This window comes from Paenalcaligenes sp., assembly GCF_030152715.1.
In the GTDB taxonomy this organism is placed as follows: Bacteria; Pseudomonadota; Gammaproteobacteria; order Burkholderiales; family Burkholderiaceae_B; genus Paenalcaligenes; species Paenalcaligenes hermetiae.
In genome coordinates, this window is sequence record NZ_JASLIX010000049.1 from 1 (window position 1) to 14,762 (window position 14,762).

General features: G+C 51.2%; 13 protein-coding genes. 6 read left to right on the forward strand and 7 right to left on the reverse strand.

The genetic code is table 11. From position 1 onward, the window contains the following. The 3 genes from Q1V74_RS03710 to Q1V74_RS03720 form a co-directional block, all read right to left on the reverse strand. The coding region (locus tag Q1V74_RS03710) for an FAD-binding and (Fe-S)-binding domain-containing protein (protein WP_300647110.1) at positions 1-2,713 on the reverse strand (2,713 nt) is incomplete at its 3' end. Positions 2,714-2,720: 7 nt separating this feature from the next. Further along, on the reverse strand, positions 2,721-3,965 hold the full coding sequence (locus Q1V74_RS03715) for an aspartate aminotransferase family protein (RefSeq protein WP_300647111.1): 1,245 nt from the start codon (positions 3,963-3,965) through the stop codon (positions 2,721-2,723). Positions 3,966-4,060: 95 nt separating this feature from the next. After that, on the reverse strand, positions 4,061-5,002 hold the full coding sequence (locus Q1V74_RS03720) for a LysR substrate-binding domain-containing protein (protein ID WP_300647112.1): 942 nt from the start codon (positions 5,000-5,002) through the stop codon (positions 4,061-4,063). 75 nt (positions 5,003-5,077) lie between these two features. Here Q1V74_RS03720 and rsmB point away from each other — a divergent pair, with 75 nt between their 5' ends. The 4 genes from rsmB to Q1V74_RS03740 are packed head-to-tail and all read left to right on the forward strand — an operon-like array spanning position 5,078 to position 10,008. Continuing rightward, positions 5,078-6,424: a 16S rRNA (cytosine(967)-C(5))-methyltransferase RsmB gene (gene rsmB / locus Q1V74_RS03725; RefSeq protein ID WP_300647113.1), complete on the forward strand. Its 1,347-nt coding sequence runs from the start codon at positions 5,078-5,080 to the stop codon at positions 6,422-6,424. A 10-nt stretch (positions 6,425-6,434) separates the two neighbouring features. Then, the gene (locus Q1V74_RS03730) at positions 6,435-7,031 is read left to right on the forward strand and encodes a DUF4390 domain-containing protein (RefSeq protein WP_300647114.1); all 597 of its coding nucleotides are present in this window, start codon (positions 6,435-6,437) and stop codon (positions 7,029-7,031) included. Continuing rightward, positions 7,031-9,319: an ATP-binding protein gene (locus Q1V74_RS03735; RefSeq protein ID WP_300647186.1), complete on the forward strand. Its 2,289-nt coding sequence runs from the start codon at positions 7,031-7,033 to the stop codon at positions 9,317-9,319. Before Q1V74_RS03730 ends, Q1V74_RS03735 begins: the two co-directional genes overlap by 1 nt. Before the next feature lie 20 nt (positions 9,320-9,339). Continuing rightward, complete coding sequence (locus Q1V74_RS03740) at positions 9,340-10,008, forward strand: response regulator (protein ID WP_300647115.1); 669 nt, start codon at positions 9,340-9,342, stop codon at positions 10,006-10,008. Here Q1V74_RS03740 and Q1V74_RS03745 read toward each other — a convergent pair. Further along, entirely contained in the window at positions 10,005-10,892 is an 888-nt protein-coding gene (locus tag Q1V74_RS03745) for a methyltransferase domain-containing protein (protein WP_300647116.1), read from the reverse strand. The two genes, Q1V74_RS03740 and Q1V74_RS03745, sit on opposite strands and share 4 nt — an antisense overlap. A 42-nt stretch (positions 10,893-10,934) precedes the next feature. On the opposite strand from Q1V74_RS03745, the gene Q1V74_RS03750 reads away from it, so the two are divergent. Next, a complete protein-coding gene (locus Q1V74_RS03750; protein ID WP_300647117.1) occupies positions 10,935-11,708 on the forward strand; it encodes a ComF family protein in 774 nt (257 codons plus the stop codon). Between the two features lie 7 nt (positions 11,709-11,715). Then, a complete protein-coding gene (locus Q1V74_RS03755) occupies positions 11,716-12,186 on the forward strand; it encodes a tRNA (cytidine(34)-2'-O)-methyltransferase (protein ID WP_300647119.1) in 471 nt (156 codons plus the stop codon). Here Q1V74_RS03755 and Q1V74_RS03760 read toward each other — a convergent pair. The 3 genes from Q1V74_RS03760 to secB are packed head-to-tail and all read right to left on the reverse strand — an operon-like array spanning position 12,183 to position 14,736. Next, entirely contained in the window at positions 12,183-13,172 is a 990-nt protein-coding gene (locus Q1V74_RS03760; protein ID WP_300647120.1) for a tripartite tricarboxylate transporter substrate binding protein, read from the reverse strand. The two genes, Q1V74_RS03755 and Q1V74_RS03760, sit on opposite strands and share 4 nt — an antisense overlap. A 2-nt stretch (positions 13,173-13,174) precedes the next feature. After that, complete coding sequence (locus tag Q1V74_RS03765) at positions 13,175-14,233, reverse strand: NAD(P)H-dependent glycerol-3-phosphate dehydrogenase (RefSeq protein WP_300647121.1); 1,059 nt, start codon at positions 14,231-14,233, stop codon at positions 13,175-13,177. After that, positions 14,233-14,736, reverse strand: coding sequence for a protein-export chaperone SecB (gene secB / locus Q1V74_RS03770; RefSeq protein WP_300647187.1), 504 nt, complete (start codon positions 14,734-14,736; stop codon positions 14,233-14,235). Before secB ends, Q1V74_RS03765 begins: the two co-directional genes overlap by 1 nt. Between the last annotated feature and the right edge of the window lie 26 nt (positions 14,737-14,762).

The window sequence follows — 14,762 nt, forward strand, 5'->3', positions numbered from 1 at the left end:
TCAGGCCTTTGGCGCTGAGCCACTGGTGGAGCCATTCTTGGGGTAAAAGCACGGTGGGTACGGCGGTGTGGGGGGCGAGCGCTTGTTGGTACTCCTGACGATAGACCAAGGTCATGGCTGGATCGATCCCAATTAACGCCACGCCCTGTTGGCTAAATTGATGAAGTCGTTGGGCATGGCGTTGGGCTTGTTTTTTAAATGCCGGTAAAAACCCATGAACATGGAGCGGTTTGCCGTTCGGCATAAAGGGGGCAATAAAGATACGAACATCTAGCTGATGCAGCAGTTCGAGCCAGTCTGCCCATAATGGGGTTTCAAAATAACGGGTAAACGCATCTTGAACCAACACCACGCTATTTTGCTTTTGCTCGGAGCTCAGTTGGGACAAGGTTTCTGGTGTGGCAACCTGCGCCCCATAGCGGTTAAGTAGCTCTTGCCAATTGTCTTCGGCAAGTAAAGGAATATCGCTTAGCCCCATGGTTTTTTCCATGAGTTTTTGTGCCCAGGGTTGGCGCATGACCCCGTTATAGAGAGCAGGGACTTTGGCAGCATAGGGCAATGCGTATTCTAGGGATGCTACCGCATAGTCTTTGATTGGGCGCAGATAGCGACTGTGATACAAGTGCAAGAATTTGGATTTAAAATCGGGCACATTGACCTTGATAGGGCATTGGCCAGCACAGGATTTACAGGACAAGCAGCCGTCTAAGGCTTCGTAGACCTGATGGGAATAATCGCTTTGTTTTTTGCGTGGTTGTTGCCAAGTGAATTTTAGCTTTTGCCCAAACTGTTTGGCGTGTTCAAGCCAGCCTTTAGGGGTTTGGTATTGGCTAAGATCCACACCCGCCTGGTTTTGTAAACGTAGCCATTCGCGTATGGCCGAAGCACGCCCTTTTGGAGAGTGTAAACGGTCGCGGGTGGCTTTCCACGAAGGACACATGGCATCGTCTACATCGTAGTTATAACAAGCGCCGTTCCCGTTACAGTACACCGCGCTGTCAAACTGTTGCCAGTTAGAAGAAAAGATTTGGCGATCAAAATCCCCCCGAAACGCGACATCATCTACTGCTAGTAATGTGGCATTGGGCAGGGTGGCGGGGGTGGCGATTTTGCCCGGATTCAGCTGATTATATGGATCAAAGAGGGCTTTGATCTGTTGGAGAACGGGGTATAGATCGCCAAAAAACTTTGGAGCATAACCCGAGCGTAAGCCTTTGCCGTGTTCCCCCCAGAGTACGCCACCATATTTATGTACCAACTCGACCACTTGATCGGTAATAGGGCGGATTTTTGCCGCTTGCTCGGGGTCTTTCATATCGAGCGCGGGGCGCACGTGCAGCACCCCCGCATCCACGTGCCCAAACATGCCGTAGCTGAGCTCAGCCTTGTCTAGCAGCGCTCTGAATTCGGCAATAAAATCGGCCAGATTTTCGGGGGGGACGGCGGTGTCTTCTACAAAGGGTTGGGGGCGGACTTCACCTTGGACGTTACCCAGCAGGCCGACGGCGCGCTTACGCATGCCATACACGGTGTTGACTTGTTGCGCGCCGGTAGCCACGGTATAGCCTAAGCGCGTGACGCTTTGGTCTTGATTTAAGTGATCAATAAACGCATCGACTTGTTGTTGTAAGGCAACGAGATCATTGCCAGCAAACTCGACCAAGTTAATGCCGCGGGTGGGTGTGCCGTCGGCGTTGTTGGGGAAATAGTCGGCAACGCTGTGCCAAACAATATCATTTTGCGCAAGCTCAAGGACTTTGGAGTCCACGGTTTCGATAGAGAGTGGCTTGAGCGCCATGAGTGATTTGGCGTCACGCAGCGCCGCCTGAAAATCTGCATAGCGGACGTTGACCAGAATCTGCTCGGTAGGGATGGGGAGCACATTGAGCTTGGCCTCGGTAATAAAGCCTAAGGAACCTTCGGAACCGCACAGTAAGTTGTTTAGGTTAAATTCGCCGTTTTCTTTGATATGCGGCAAATCATAGCCTGTTAGGCAGCGGTTTAGCGGAGGGAAAGTGTCTTGAATTGCTTGGGCATGGGTGGTGACCAAAGCATCGACCTGCTGGTAGATGTCACCAAACTGAGGATCGTTTTTAAATGTTGGAAGCTCGTCTTCGCGTATAGCAAAGGTATCTAGAACATGCCCCCCCAAGACAACGGTTTTGAGCCCTAAAACATGATCACGGGTTTTGCCATAAGTGCAGCTGCCTTGGCCGCTGGCATCGGTGTTAATCATGCCGCCAATGGTAGCGCGGTTCGACGTGGAAAGTTCGGGGGCAAAGAACAAGCCATGCGGCTTGAGTGCGGCGTTGAGCTGGTCTTTGACTACCCCTGCCTGCACAATAGCAACGCGCTCACGAACATCAATGTGCAGAATTTGATTCATATGGCGGGATAAGTCCACCATGATGCCATCGGTAAGTGACTGCCCGTTGGTGCCGGTGCCGCCGCCGCGTGGACTCAATACAATGCCACGGTATTTTTCTTGTGCTGCTAGGCGGGTCAAACAGATGACGTCCTCGGTGTGTCGAGGAAACACGGTGGCTTGAGGTAAGCGTTGATAGACAGAGTTATCCGTAGCGAACACGACGCGTTTAGCATAATGCGATTCGATTTCACCTTTAAAGCCTTGTTGCTTTAAGTCGGTTAAGAAATCAGCATAACGCTGCGTTTGCGGCGTGTTCGGAACAGGTAAAAAGGCAATGTGTTTCATGTCTTCCTTAGCAATGGGCTAAGCAGTCACCCAGAATCGCCAGCCCTTGGTTCAGAGTGTCTGCTTCGATAGTAAGCGGGGCTAATAGACGAATAATATGACGACTTTCTCCGCTGGGCATTAATAGAAGCCCTTTTTCCCGGGCTTGTTGTAGAACCTGCGCGAGGGCGGCGGTGCCGGCTGTGCCGTCAGGGTAACGGAGCTCAATACCGCGCATGGTGCCTATACCAGTGAGCCGTCCTACTAAGGGATATGCTTTCCATTGTTGGTAATGATGGAGAAGGCTGTTTTCATAATCGTGTGCCCATCGTTGTAAGGTGGGGGCGTCACTGAGGATTTCAATCACCTGCAAGGCGGCCGCACAAGCGATAGGGTTGCCTGAATAGGTACCGCCTAGGCTGCCTTTAGGCATAGCGTTAAAGAGGCTGGAGCGCGCCATCATCGCGCCCAGAGGCATACCTCCAGCAATGCTTTTGCCTAATAGCAAAATGTCTGGTTCTATGCCTAGCCACTCAAACGCAAAACGCTTCCCTGTACGCCCAAAACCCGATTGGATTTCGTCTAAAATTAAGAGAATGCCGTGCTCATTACAGAATTGAGTCAAGTAATGGGCAAAATCAGGATCCAGTGCTTGAAAACCGCCATCACCTTGGATGGGCTCTACAATAATCGCCGCTATTTCGTCAAAGCCAATTTCTATTTTACCAATACGTTGCAATGCATTGATGGCTTCTTGTGTTGAGATGCCTGTATCTTTACTTGGGAAGGGGATATGAAAGACAGGACCTGGGAGTGGGCCTAAGCGATTTTTGTAAGGAGCGACTTTGCCGTTGAGGTTTAAAGCAGCTAGTGTTCGTCCGTGAAAAGCACCATCAAAAGCAATAACCGCTTGGCGTTGGGTATGAAAGCGCGCTACTTTTAAGGCATTTTCTGTGGCCTCGGCTCCGCTATTAGTGAACATGCCTGTTAAGGGCTGGGATGTAGGGATGAAATGTGCAAGTGCGTCCATCAGCTGACTATAAGGTTGATGAGGGACAGCGTTAAATGCATAATGCGTCATTTTTTGTGCTTGTTGCACAATGGCATCTACGATTTGTGGGTGGCAATGACCAAGATTGAGTACACCAATACCACCGACAAAATCAATATACTCACGGCCTTCGGTATCCCAAACACGTGCATTTTTTCCGTAATCCAAAGTAATTGGGTGAACAATCGAGAGTGCTGGGCTGATGTGGGGGCTGATAGTCATGGTGGTATCCTTATTTTTAGCGGTGTCAGCAAAAGGAGGTCACTATGATCACACCAAAATTTCATGAGCCTGACAAACGAAATTAACACATGGATTTATTCCTTTTTTTCATGATGGTTTGCGGTGATGCAGGGGTTAGCTTGAATCCAGGTAATAAACTGGCGTAGTGCAGGTTCGTGGGCTTCGTGCTCGGCATAGGTTAAATAGTACGCCCCTTGACTAGCCAGCTCGGCAGGCCATGGTTGGATTAAGTGTTGCTTAGCTAAAGCGGGGGCAGCTAAAAAATGCGGCACTAAGGCGACTCCATATCCGCTGAGTGCGGCTTGAATGCACGCTGACCACGTGGCAAAGCGCGGGCCTTGATAGCTGTGTAGTGGCTCGACGCCTTGTTCGAGGAGATACTGATGCCAAGCGTTGGGACGTGAGCCACATTGAATGAGAGTCATGTGTTGTAGATCAGCGGCCTGTTGGACGGGATGGCGCTGTAATAAATCGGGGTGACAGACGGCAATCATGCCTTCATCAAATAATTTAAGTGCACTGATGCCTTCCCAGTTGCCCTGGCCAAATAAAAAGGCAGCATCACAGTCTAAATGCAACCGCTCGTGAGGGTGGAGTAAATCAACAAAATTTAATTGAATATGTGGATGTTGGTGAAAAAAGGGACTGAGGTAGGGGATCAGCCAATACGCCCCAAAGCTAGGGTGAGCACCGATGGTAAGAGTTTCTAATGTGGCATCTTGGCTGAGCATTTCTAAGGTGGCATGCTCGATATGTTGGAGGATTTTTTGGGTATGTTGTAGATAGCGCAGACCGGCTGGGCTTAGGATTAAACGTTTGCGTACCCGACTAAATAGTTGGGTCTGTAGGTTGGACTCAAGTTGTGCTACTTGTTTGCTGACGGCACTTTGGGTCAGGTTAAGCTCCTGGGCCGCCAGCGTAAAGCTCAAGTGGCGTGCAGCGGCCTCAAAACACTGCAACGCGGTGATGGAGGGCACTTGGTGACGAGGTAAGCCAAAGGGCAAAGAATGTCGCATTTTGTTAACAAAAAATGATAAAGTGAGGGTTGCGGCTTTTTAGCATCTTAAACGCTTCTTATTCTCAATGTCTTCATGTCTACCGCATTACAACCCGCTCTTTCTCAGGTTTTGCTCGCTTCAGCGCGCCATATTCAAGACGTGCTTCAGGGGGCGTCGCTTACCGATTGCTTAGCTCAAACACCTGCACCGTTACGGGCAGCGTCGCAAGCGCATAGCTTTTATTGCTTACGCCACCTAGGCTTGGCACAGGAATTACGCCAATTATTGGTGCCGCGCCAGCCTAAAGAGGCATGGTTTGATGCGTTAATGCTACAAGCGTTGTTGTTAGTGGATGTGGCAGTGCAGGTACAAGCAGATAAAAACGTATTTGCAGATCGCCCTGAAACACCGGTGTATTCGGTGCATACGGTGGTAGATCAGGCGGTGGAGGCCGCGCAATCACAGCGATCGATGCGTCCGCTAAAGAACTTGCTGAATGCGGTGTTGCGTCGATTTATTCGTGAGCGTAGCGCGTTATTAGAAAAGGCACAACGTAAGCCGCAAGCTCGTTGGAATCATCCTATGTGGTGGATTCGGGCTTTAAAAAAAGCGTATCCCTCGCAATGGCAAACTATTTTACAGGTCGCTAATATCCCTGCGCCGTTAACCTTGCGCGTGAACCAGCGGCGTTGTTCGGTAGCACGTATGTTGGCTTTATTAGAGCAAGCGGGGATCGAGGCTTGGTCGCCCGCAGAGCCTACCATCGTGTTGGCGCAAGCGCGGCCCGTGCAGCAGATTCCAGCCTTTGATTTGGGGTGGTGGTCAGTACAAGACCATTCGGCTCAGTTGGCAGGGCAGCTGTTACCATTAGCGGATGGGATGCGGGTATTAGATGCATGTGCTGCCCCGGGCGGCAAAACCGCGCATTTGCTAGAGCAAGCTGATATTGAGCTTATCGCTTTAGATGCGGATGCCCGACGGCTGACGCGGGTGCATGAAAACTTAGCCCGTTTGGGCCTAGATGGGGCGCATGTACAGATTCAAGCTGCAGAGGCTCAAGCGGTGGCGCAGTGGTGGGATGGAAAACCGTTTGATGCCATCTTAGCTGATGTGCCGTGTACGGCATCGGGCATTGTACGGCGCCACCCCGATATTCGTTGGTTACGGCGAGCCGCCGATGTGGCGGCAACGGCAGCATTACAACAGCAGATTTTGCAAGCGCTGTGGGGCACGCTGAAACCAGGGGGGCATTTATTATACGTGACCTGTTCGATTTTCCCCGAAGAGGGGCAGCAACAAATTGATCATTTCTTAACACAGCAGGCAGATGCGGTATTATTACCACAGTCGCCTTTACAACGCTTACCCACCGTAGATACGCCTGAACAAGCAGGTGGCGATGGGTTTTTCTATGCGCTTTTGCAAAAACGCCCAAACTAATGGACACGCAATGAGCTGGCATCGTCTTGTTACTACTTTTATGCTGCTTTGGCTATTGAGCCTGCTAAGCCCTTTAAGCATGGCCGTAGCAGATGAGCCCACCCTATCGGCGACGGAAGAGGTGACTATGGTCTCTCCTCATATCGCTGATAACAAGCTTTATATCGATGCGGATATTCATTTTGACTTGCCTGAGCAACTACGCGAAGTTGCTCTAAAAGGGGTGCCTCTGCATTTCACCGCTGATGTGGAAATTAAAAGCCGACGCTGGTGGTGGTTCGATAAAACCGAAGTCAAAGAAAGTCAAACTTGGCGCGTGGTATATAACGCGTTGACGCGTCAGTGGCGTGTGGGTTCTGGGGACTTATTATGGCCGGAGTCTTCTCTACAAGACGCGTTATACCCCATGCGTCATATTCGTAATTGGGCGGTAGCGTATGCGATTGATCTAGATCCGAACCAAGTGTATGACGGCAAAATCCGCCTGCGTTTAGATACCTCGTTACTCACTCGTCCGCTACAGGTGGACGCTTTAAATGGCCGTGCATGGACTGTCGCCACCCCATGGAAAAATTTCAGTTTCTCCGTCGACGCGCTCCAGCCTTAATCCGCTGGTCGCTACGTACCGCTGCTTTTGTGGCGGGGATCAGTGCCGTGGCACTACTGGCGCTGTTGGTCTGGTCGACGGCGAATGCTTCTCGTTTTGCACAGTACTATGACGTTTTATTTAGCTTAAACGTAGTACTGGCTTTTGCGCTGATGTCTTGGGTGCTGATTCTGACGGTGCGACTATTACGGCAAATTCGTCGGCGTCAGTTTGGCTCGCGCATGACCGCGCGTTTTGCTTGGTATTTTACCTTGATTGGTATTATCCCCGGAGCGTTGATTTATGTGCTTTCCGTACAGTTTTTATCCAAGTCGATCGAATCTTGGTTTAATGTGCGGGTGGATACCGCGCTGGAATCGGGGCTAAATTTAGGGCGTGCGGCGCTGGACCAGCAACTTGATGATTTAAAAATCCGTGCGCGGCAGCTCGCGCGTAATCTTGACGATAGTCAAGGCGACGTGGCATTGATTTTAAGCACGTTGCGCGAAGGCTCCGGCGTGAGCGAGGCCATGGTGTTTACGGGCGGGGGGCGTTTGTTGGCGTTTTCCTCATCAAATTATGCCGTGTTGATGCCTGATATGCCGCCGCAGCAGGTGTTCAACCAGTTGCGGGTAGCACACGAATATGCGGCCGCCGAAGTCGATGAGCAAAGTCCGAATGAAATGGGACTGCGCTTACGTGTGGTTTTGCCTTTAACAGGAAATGACAATACGTTAAGCCAATACGGGATCAATCCTGATAAACGTTGGCTACAGGTATTACAGCCTGTACCCGAAAAGCTCGCCCGTCATGCCAATCAAATTCAACAAGGGTATAGCGATTATCAAGAGTTGGCCTTATCGCGTACCGGCTTGCGCAAACTATACAGCCTGACGTTAACTTTGGCGCTGGTGCTGGCGGTGTTGGCGGCGGTTTTGTCAGCTTTTGCGTTATCACGGCGTTTAGTGCGCCCACTTTTGACCTTAGCTAGTGGCACCCAAGCCGTCGGGGTGGGGGACTACCGCCCCTTACCTGAAACGGCGGCTAAGGACGAGGTCGGACAGCTGACGCGTTCGTTTAATGCCATGACACGTCAGCTCGAAGAGGCGCGGCGCATGGTGGAAAATAACCGCCGTCAGCTTGAGCGCTCCAATGTGTATTTAGAGTCCGTGCTTAGCCACTTATCTTCGGGGGTGTTGGTTTTTGATCGGGACTTTAGGCTAACGCGTTATAACGAGGGCGCAGCGCGTATTTTGCAGGTGGATTTAGCGGCACTTTTGGGTAAACCTTTGCATCTTAATGATGCCGTCATGGATTTTGAACATCATATTCAAGACGCCTTTGCAGCCCATGTGGCGGTGGAGTCCGAGCGCGAACACTGGCAGCAGCAGTTTGAGACCCAAATCGCCACCGAGCACGATGTGGAGCCGGTGACGATTACGCTGTTAGCGCGGGGCACCACTTTGGTTGTGGACGGAATTCGCAATGGCTATTTAGTCGTGTTTGATGATATCAGTGATGTGATTTCGGCAAACCGTTTGGTTGCATGGGGTGAGGTCGCGCGCCGTTTAGCGCATGAAATTAAGAACCCTTTAACACCGATTCAGTTGTCAGCTGAGCGTCTTGCGTTAAAATTAGTCGACAAGCTTGATGAGCGCGATGCGAATATGTTGAAGCGGGCTACCAATACCATTGTGAATCAGGTGGCCTCGTTAAAACAAATGGTGGAAGATTTTCGTGAGTATGCACGGACTCCACCGGCACAAATGCAGGCGGTAGATATTAACGCGCTGATTACAGAAGTCTTACACTTATATGGTTGGGATCCACAAACCCAAAGTACAGCAGAAAATCAACAGGTACAATTACAAATTAGCCTTCAGGACAATCTGCCTTTGGTGGAAGGCGACCCAACCCAGTTACGACAGATTATTCATAATTTACTTAGCAATGCAACGGATGCGTTGCAGCAGGATGCTAGTCAACCGCATCCGTGCATCGTAGTACGCACTAGCCTAACGGCGGATAACCAAAACGCCCAGTCTGCGGTACGATTAGTGGTGTCAGACAATGGGCCGGGCTTTGACGAAGCTATTTTGGCACGGGTATTTGAACCCTATATCACAACCAAATCCACTGGTACTGGCTTAGGACTTGCTATAGTTAAGAAAATTATTGAAGAACATGGCGGTAAAATTGATATTGCAAATCGCCACGACGGGGGGGCGCGTATTTCGATTTTATTTACGCACCTAGCCAACACGACGCAAACACTGCATAATCAATCCGAAGGCAGTGATGATGCCTAAAAAGAACGTAGGGACGGTTTATGGCCAGAATTCTGGTAGTTGATGACGAAATCGGTATCCGTGAACTCTTATCGGAAATCTTATACGACGAGGGACACTCCGTAGAGGTCGCCGAAAATGCGGCACAAGCTCGCGAGGCGCGTCTACGCGCACGACCTGATCTCGTGTTATTGGATATTTGGATGCCTGACACCGACGGGGTCAGCTTGCTCAAAGAGTGGGCAGCACAAGGGCTTCTGGATATGCCAGTCATTATGATGAGTGGTCATGCGACAGTGGACACTGCTATGGAAGCCACCCGTATTGGCGCGGTGGATTTTCTCGAAAAGCCCATTGCCATGCAAAAGCTGCTCGATGCGGTGGCGTCTGGGTTAGAGCGTACGGTGGTGGTACCTAAAACTATCGCTCAAAATACGGCACGTACTGCGACTGCTCCGGCGGCTGCCGCGGCACCAGCGGTGGTGCAGCAACAAGACGAGTCGTATTTGGGTTCGATATCGTTGGAGCTGCCGTTACGCGAAGCACGTGATGAGTTCGAACGTATTTATTTCGAATTTCATCTTGCCCGCGAAAACTACAGCATGACACGGGTTTCCGAGCGCACGGGACTAGAGCGCACCCATTTATATCGCAAACTAAAACAACTGGGTATCGATGCCTCCGCGCGTCGGCGTCAGCAGTCGTCTTAGTTTTTGCGCTTAATACTCGACAAGGGGATATGGATTTCATTCCCTTGTTTTTGCATGGCTGCGCGCCAAGCGTGGCCATAGGCGACTTCTATACTTAAATGGATTGTGCCATCCATATGGCGTTGGGCTTCCAGTGCATCGATCACACGTAAATAGTCGGCTCGGCCGATAATATGCCGATGGGGGTTTGGGTTGCCGCCCATCGCGCGCACGTCCTGCAATAGGGTTTCTGCCGATTTATACGTCAGGGTGATGATTTCTTGATCCATGACGGGGTCACTAAACCCATTTTGCAGCAGCATATCACCATAATCATGCATATCTACAAAAGCCATGGTTGCCGTCGTGACTTGGGCTTGCTCAAGCGCGTGGCGTAATTCTTGTAGCGTAGCCGGGCCAAAGGTAGAAAACATTAATAATTTATCCGGGCGCAGTAGTCGACGCCACTCTTGAATCACCTGCGGGGGATTAGGGTGCCAATGTAAAGCCAAATTGGACCAAATCAAATCAAAAGATTGGGGGGATAGGCCTGTTTTAGCTAGGTCGGCTTCTACGAAAGTGGGTGATTTTAGGGCTTTTTTTCGTAAACGTTGCCATAGACTAGGCTGGTGGCCGTAGCGTTGTTGGGCAACGGCCAATAACGCAGCGCTGTGGTCTATCCCTACGTAGTCCATATCTACATAGCGTGCGCGCAAGGGGTCAATGGCATGACCCGCACCGCAGCCCGCATCAAGAATCTGCTCTGGTTGCACTACGATATACGCTAAACGGGACAGCATACGTTGGGCGATTTCGCCGTACAAAAACTGGGGCGCATCTAATGGCGCACGACGATTAAATTGCTGTCGCACGGTTTCGGAAGAAATAGGGCGGGAAGGGGTCATGACACACAGCCTTTTGGTAAACATACTCCTAAAGGTTTTATTATGGCTGATTTCCTATCTCTAGGCGACTTAGGGCGATGGTGGCAGATAGTGGATGCATTGCGTCAGCGTATTCCTACAGCGTGTGTGTTGTGTGGGGAGCGCACACAAGGGGGCGGTTTATGTTCATTTTGTGTCGCCGATTGGCATTATCGTTATAAACATGTGCGTTGGCGCTGCCAAAGGTGTAAAGTAGCGCAGTTGAGTGGTGTATGTCGTGCGCAGCAGCTATGTCAGCGTTGTTTAGTACAGCCGCAGGCTTGGCATGCGCTAGCAGTCGCTTTTGATTATGTGGCGCCTTTAGACAGTTTGATTTGGCGTTTTAAAAATTACCACCAGCTGCGTTTAGCGCCAATGTTAGCGCGTATGATGCAACAAGCGATGTGGCGTGATGGTTGGGAGCTCCCTACAGCGATGGTGGTCACGGCGATTCCTTCGCGGCGGCAGGCATTGCGCCGGCGTGGATTTAATCCCGCCATGGAGCTGGCGCGTTATTTGGCGCGTTATTTGGGTTTGCCTTTAGCCTCGGATTTGTTAGCGTTGACGCAGCCCAAAGCAGATCAAGCGCAAAAACACCGCACGCAATCGCAGCGCTGGGTGCATGCACAGCATGCTTTTGTTTGGCGGGGGGCACCGCCTCCTGAAACGTTATTATTGGTTGATGATGTATTGACTACGGGCAGTACGCTACACAGTGCCGCTTGTTGCGCCCTAAATCATGGGGTGAAACAGGTCTATGCTGTGACGTTAGCGCGTGTGCCGTGGTCGATGTTGTGATGGTGTTATGTTCCATATTGTTCTTGTATCCCCTGAAATCCCTCCTAACACCGGTAATGTGATTCGCCTTGCGGCTAATACCGGTGCCTATTTGCATTTGGTGGAGCCATTAGGTTTTAGGCTCGAAGACAGCAAGCTTAAGCGAGCGGGTTTAGATTATCACGAGTGGGCACGCTTACAGATCCACCCCAATTTACCCCAGGCATTGCAGCATATTGGGGCAGTACCAGAGCGCTGTTTTGCCATGACGACCAAAGGCTCATCGCTGTTAGGTGGGCAGCGTTTTCAAAAAGGGGATGTATTTGTATTTGGCTGCGAAACGGCAGGATTGAAACCCGAGCAAGTGGCGCTTTTTGCACCAGCACAAAGGCTGCGACTACCCATGATGCCTGAGCAGCGCAGCCTGAATTTATCGAATGCTGTCGCCGTAACGGTGTTTGAGGCCTGGCGCCAGCTGGGTTATGAGGGCGGGGTTTAATCCAGTGTTAATTGTAAGCGCTCGATGACTTCGTCCCAAACCACTTTTTCCGATTGAATGCGTTCGGTCATGGCGGCGGGGCTAGAGGATTCGGGCGTAAAGTACAACGCACGGATTTTTTCTTGTACCTCGGGGCGAGCTAAGACCTCTTGGGTCAGTTCGTTTAAACGGGTTACGATGGCTTCTGGTGTGCCGGAGGGTACAAAGAGAGCATCCCAAGAAATGGCCTCAAAGCCTTCAAAGCCCTTGGTTGCGGCCACGGGTGGCATATTCGGCACCAGCTCGCTTTCCTCCAAACTGGTTACGGCTAAGGCACGGATTTTGCCCGAGTTGACTTGGGGCATGGCAATACCGGGTACCATGAATGCGCCGTGAATATCCCCTGCAATCACACCTGAAATAATCTGCGGAAAACCGCTATAAGGGATATGGGTGAGCTCAATGTCAGCCGCATGTTCTAACATAGCCATGCTCAGATGCGATGCGCTACCGGCTCCGACCGAACCATAATTTAACGCCCCTTTTTCTTTTTTAGCTAGCTCGATGAATTCAGTTAGGTTAGTAGCGGGTGAATCGGCGGGCACAATTAACACATTGGGACTGGTACCCACTAAAGAAATGGGTTGTAAATCTTTGAGTGGATCGTATCCTAATGATTTTTTATACAGGGTGGGGGCTGTCACCATAGGACCATTGATGGTCAATAGTAGCGTATAGCCATCGGGTTTGGCTCTGGCGACAAAACGTGTGCCAATATTGCCACCTGCGCCAGGCTTGTTGTCGACGATGATGGTTTGCCCGAGGGCTTGAGACATGGGCTCGGCGATCGTGCGCGCCAATACATCAGGCGATGAGCCTGCGGGAAAGGGAACAACCATTTGAATGGTTTTTTTAGGCCAGTCGGCAGCGATCGCCGCGCCAGTCGAGGCCAGTAATGCCACACCAGTGGCAGCGGCAAGCACTGTTTTTTGTAAAAATTTAAGCATAGTTAGTCATCATAGGAATGTTCTAAGCGGGCGACGCGGGCGAGCAGCTGCTGCACGGCTTCCATGGGAGATAAGCCATGAAATAATACGTCGCACACCGCTTGGGTGATCGGGGCTTCGATTTGGTGTTGTTGGGCAATACGCAAGGCCGCTTGAGCACAACGCACTCCCTCGGCCGTTAAGCCCGAAGCCAAAATAGCATCCAAGGTTTTGCCTTGGGCAATAGCTAGCCCCACCTGTCTATTGCGTGATAAGTCGCCGGTAGTGGTTAACACCAAATCGCCTAATCCAGTTAGTCCAGAGAAGGTAGCGGCTTGGCCACCCAGCGCGGTACCGATGCGTTGCATTTCAGCTAAGCCTCGAGTAATGAGTGCCGCGCGGGCGTTAGTGCCCAGAGCAAGCCCGTCGCTAGCACCGCAGGCGATGGCGATGATGTTTTTGAGCGCCCCGCCTATTTCTACCCCGATTAAATCAGTGCTGCTATAAATGCGCGCAGACTGTCCATGCAAAATGGATACGGTGCAGGCGGCCAAATCTGGTGCGTGGCTTGCCACAGTGAGCGCTACGGGTAAACCTTGGGCGACCTCTAGCGCAAATGAGGGGCCCGATAAGGTACCGGTTTTGAGCCATGAGTAAGCAGGCAGGTATTGAGCGGTGATTTGATGCGGCAGTTGGGAGGTTTTCGGATCAAAGCCTTTGCAGGTGCGCAAAATATACAACGGATGACGACGCTGCGTTGGTAAGTAATCGTGTAAACGAACGCAGATGTCTTGTAAACCGGCTAAGGGCACACCCAGAATAATTAATCCGGGTTGGCTATCATCGCCCAAAACGTGATCAATGGCGCGGGCAAAATCATCGGTAGCCTGTAGCGTGGTGGGCAGCTTTACCCCCGGCAGATAGTGCGGCAGCTGGTGTTGCTGGTTAATGGCGGCGGCGCTGTGGGCATTACGCGCCCAGATTAAGGTGGACGCACGGTGGCTGGCAAGCGCCGCTAATGCGGTGCCCCAGCTACCTGCGCCCAGTACCGTGACGGGAACAGTAGATAGGGCGTTTGGCATTACTGAACCTGTTGGTTTTCTTCACCATTGGCGGCAGCCATTTGCTCTGCCACCCGCTGCTCGTAGAGTGCTTGGAAGTTAACTTCGCTTAGATGCAAAGCAGGCAACGAGGTCCGGTTGATGGCATCGGCGATGGTGGCTCGCAGATAGGGGTACAACATGGTGGGGCAAACAATACCAATGAGTGGATCGAGCTGCTCATCAGGAATGTTGGCGATTTCAAAAATACCGCCTTGGGTGGCCTCGACCAAATATAAGACCTTGTCTTCGATGCGGGTGGTTACGGTGGCGGTTACGGTGGATTCAAATACCGTTTGCGCCAAGCGCTTTGCACCAACATTGATTTCTACGGAAACGCTTGGGCCCTCTTGTTCTAAAAAGATCTCTGGCGCGTTGGGCATTTCCAAAGATAAATCTTTGACGTAGCTGCGTTGCAAGCTAAAGACGGGGGCGTTTTGCTCTTCGGCACCTACGTTTTGATTTTCTTGGTTTTCAGCCATGATGTACTCCTGTGGGGTAAATGAATAAA

Excerpts from the sequence above, each read along its gene's own strand:
- Q1V74_RS03715 (WP_300647111.1), bottom strand. The coding sequence starts at position 3,965 with ATGACTATCAGCCCCCACATCAGCCCAGCACTCTCGATTGTTCACCCA.
- Q1V74_RS03720 (WP_300647112.1), bottom strand. The coding sequence starts at position 5,002 with ATGCGACATTCTTTGCCCTTTGGCTTACCTCGTCACCAAGTGCCCTCC.
- rsmB (WP_300647113.1), top strand. The coding sequence starts at position 5,078 with ATGTCTACCGCATTACAACCCGCTCTTTCTCAGGTTTTGCTCGCTTCA.
- Q1V74_RS03730 (WP_300647114.1), top strand. The coding sequence starts at position 6,435 with ATGAGCTGGCATCGTCTTGTTACTACTTTTATGCTGCTTTGGCTATTG.
- Q1V74_RS03740 (WP_300647115.1), top strand. The coding sequence starts at position 9,340 with ATGGCCAGAATTCTGGTAGTTGATGACGAAATCGGTATCCGTGAACTC.
- Q1V74_RS03745 (WP_300647116.1), bottom strand. The coding sequence starts at position 10,892 with ATGACCCCTTCCCGCCCTATTTCTTCCGAAACCGTGCGACAGCAATTT.
- Q1V74_RS03750 (WP_300647117.1), top strand. The coding sequence starts at position 10,935 with ATGGCTGATTTCCTATCTCTAGGCGACTTAGGGCGATGGTGGCAGATA.
- Q1V74_RS03755 (WP_300647119.1), top strand. The coding sequence starts at position 11,716 with ATGTTCCATATTGTTCTTGTATCCCCTGAAATCCCTCCTAACACCGGT.
- Q1V74_RS03760 (WP_300647120.1), bottom strand. The coding sequence starts at position 13,172 with ATGCTTAAATTTTTACAAAAAACAGTGCTTGCCGCTGCCACTGGTGTG.
- Q1V74_RS03765 (WP_300647121.1), bottom strand. The coding sequence starts at position 14,233 with ATGCCAAACGCCCTATCTACTGTTCCCGTCACGGTACTGGGCGCAGGT.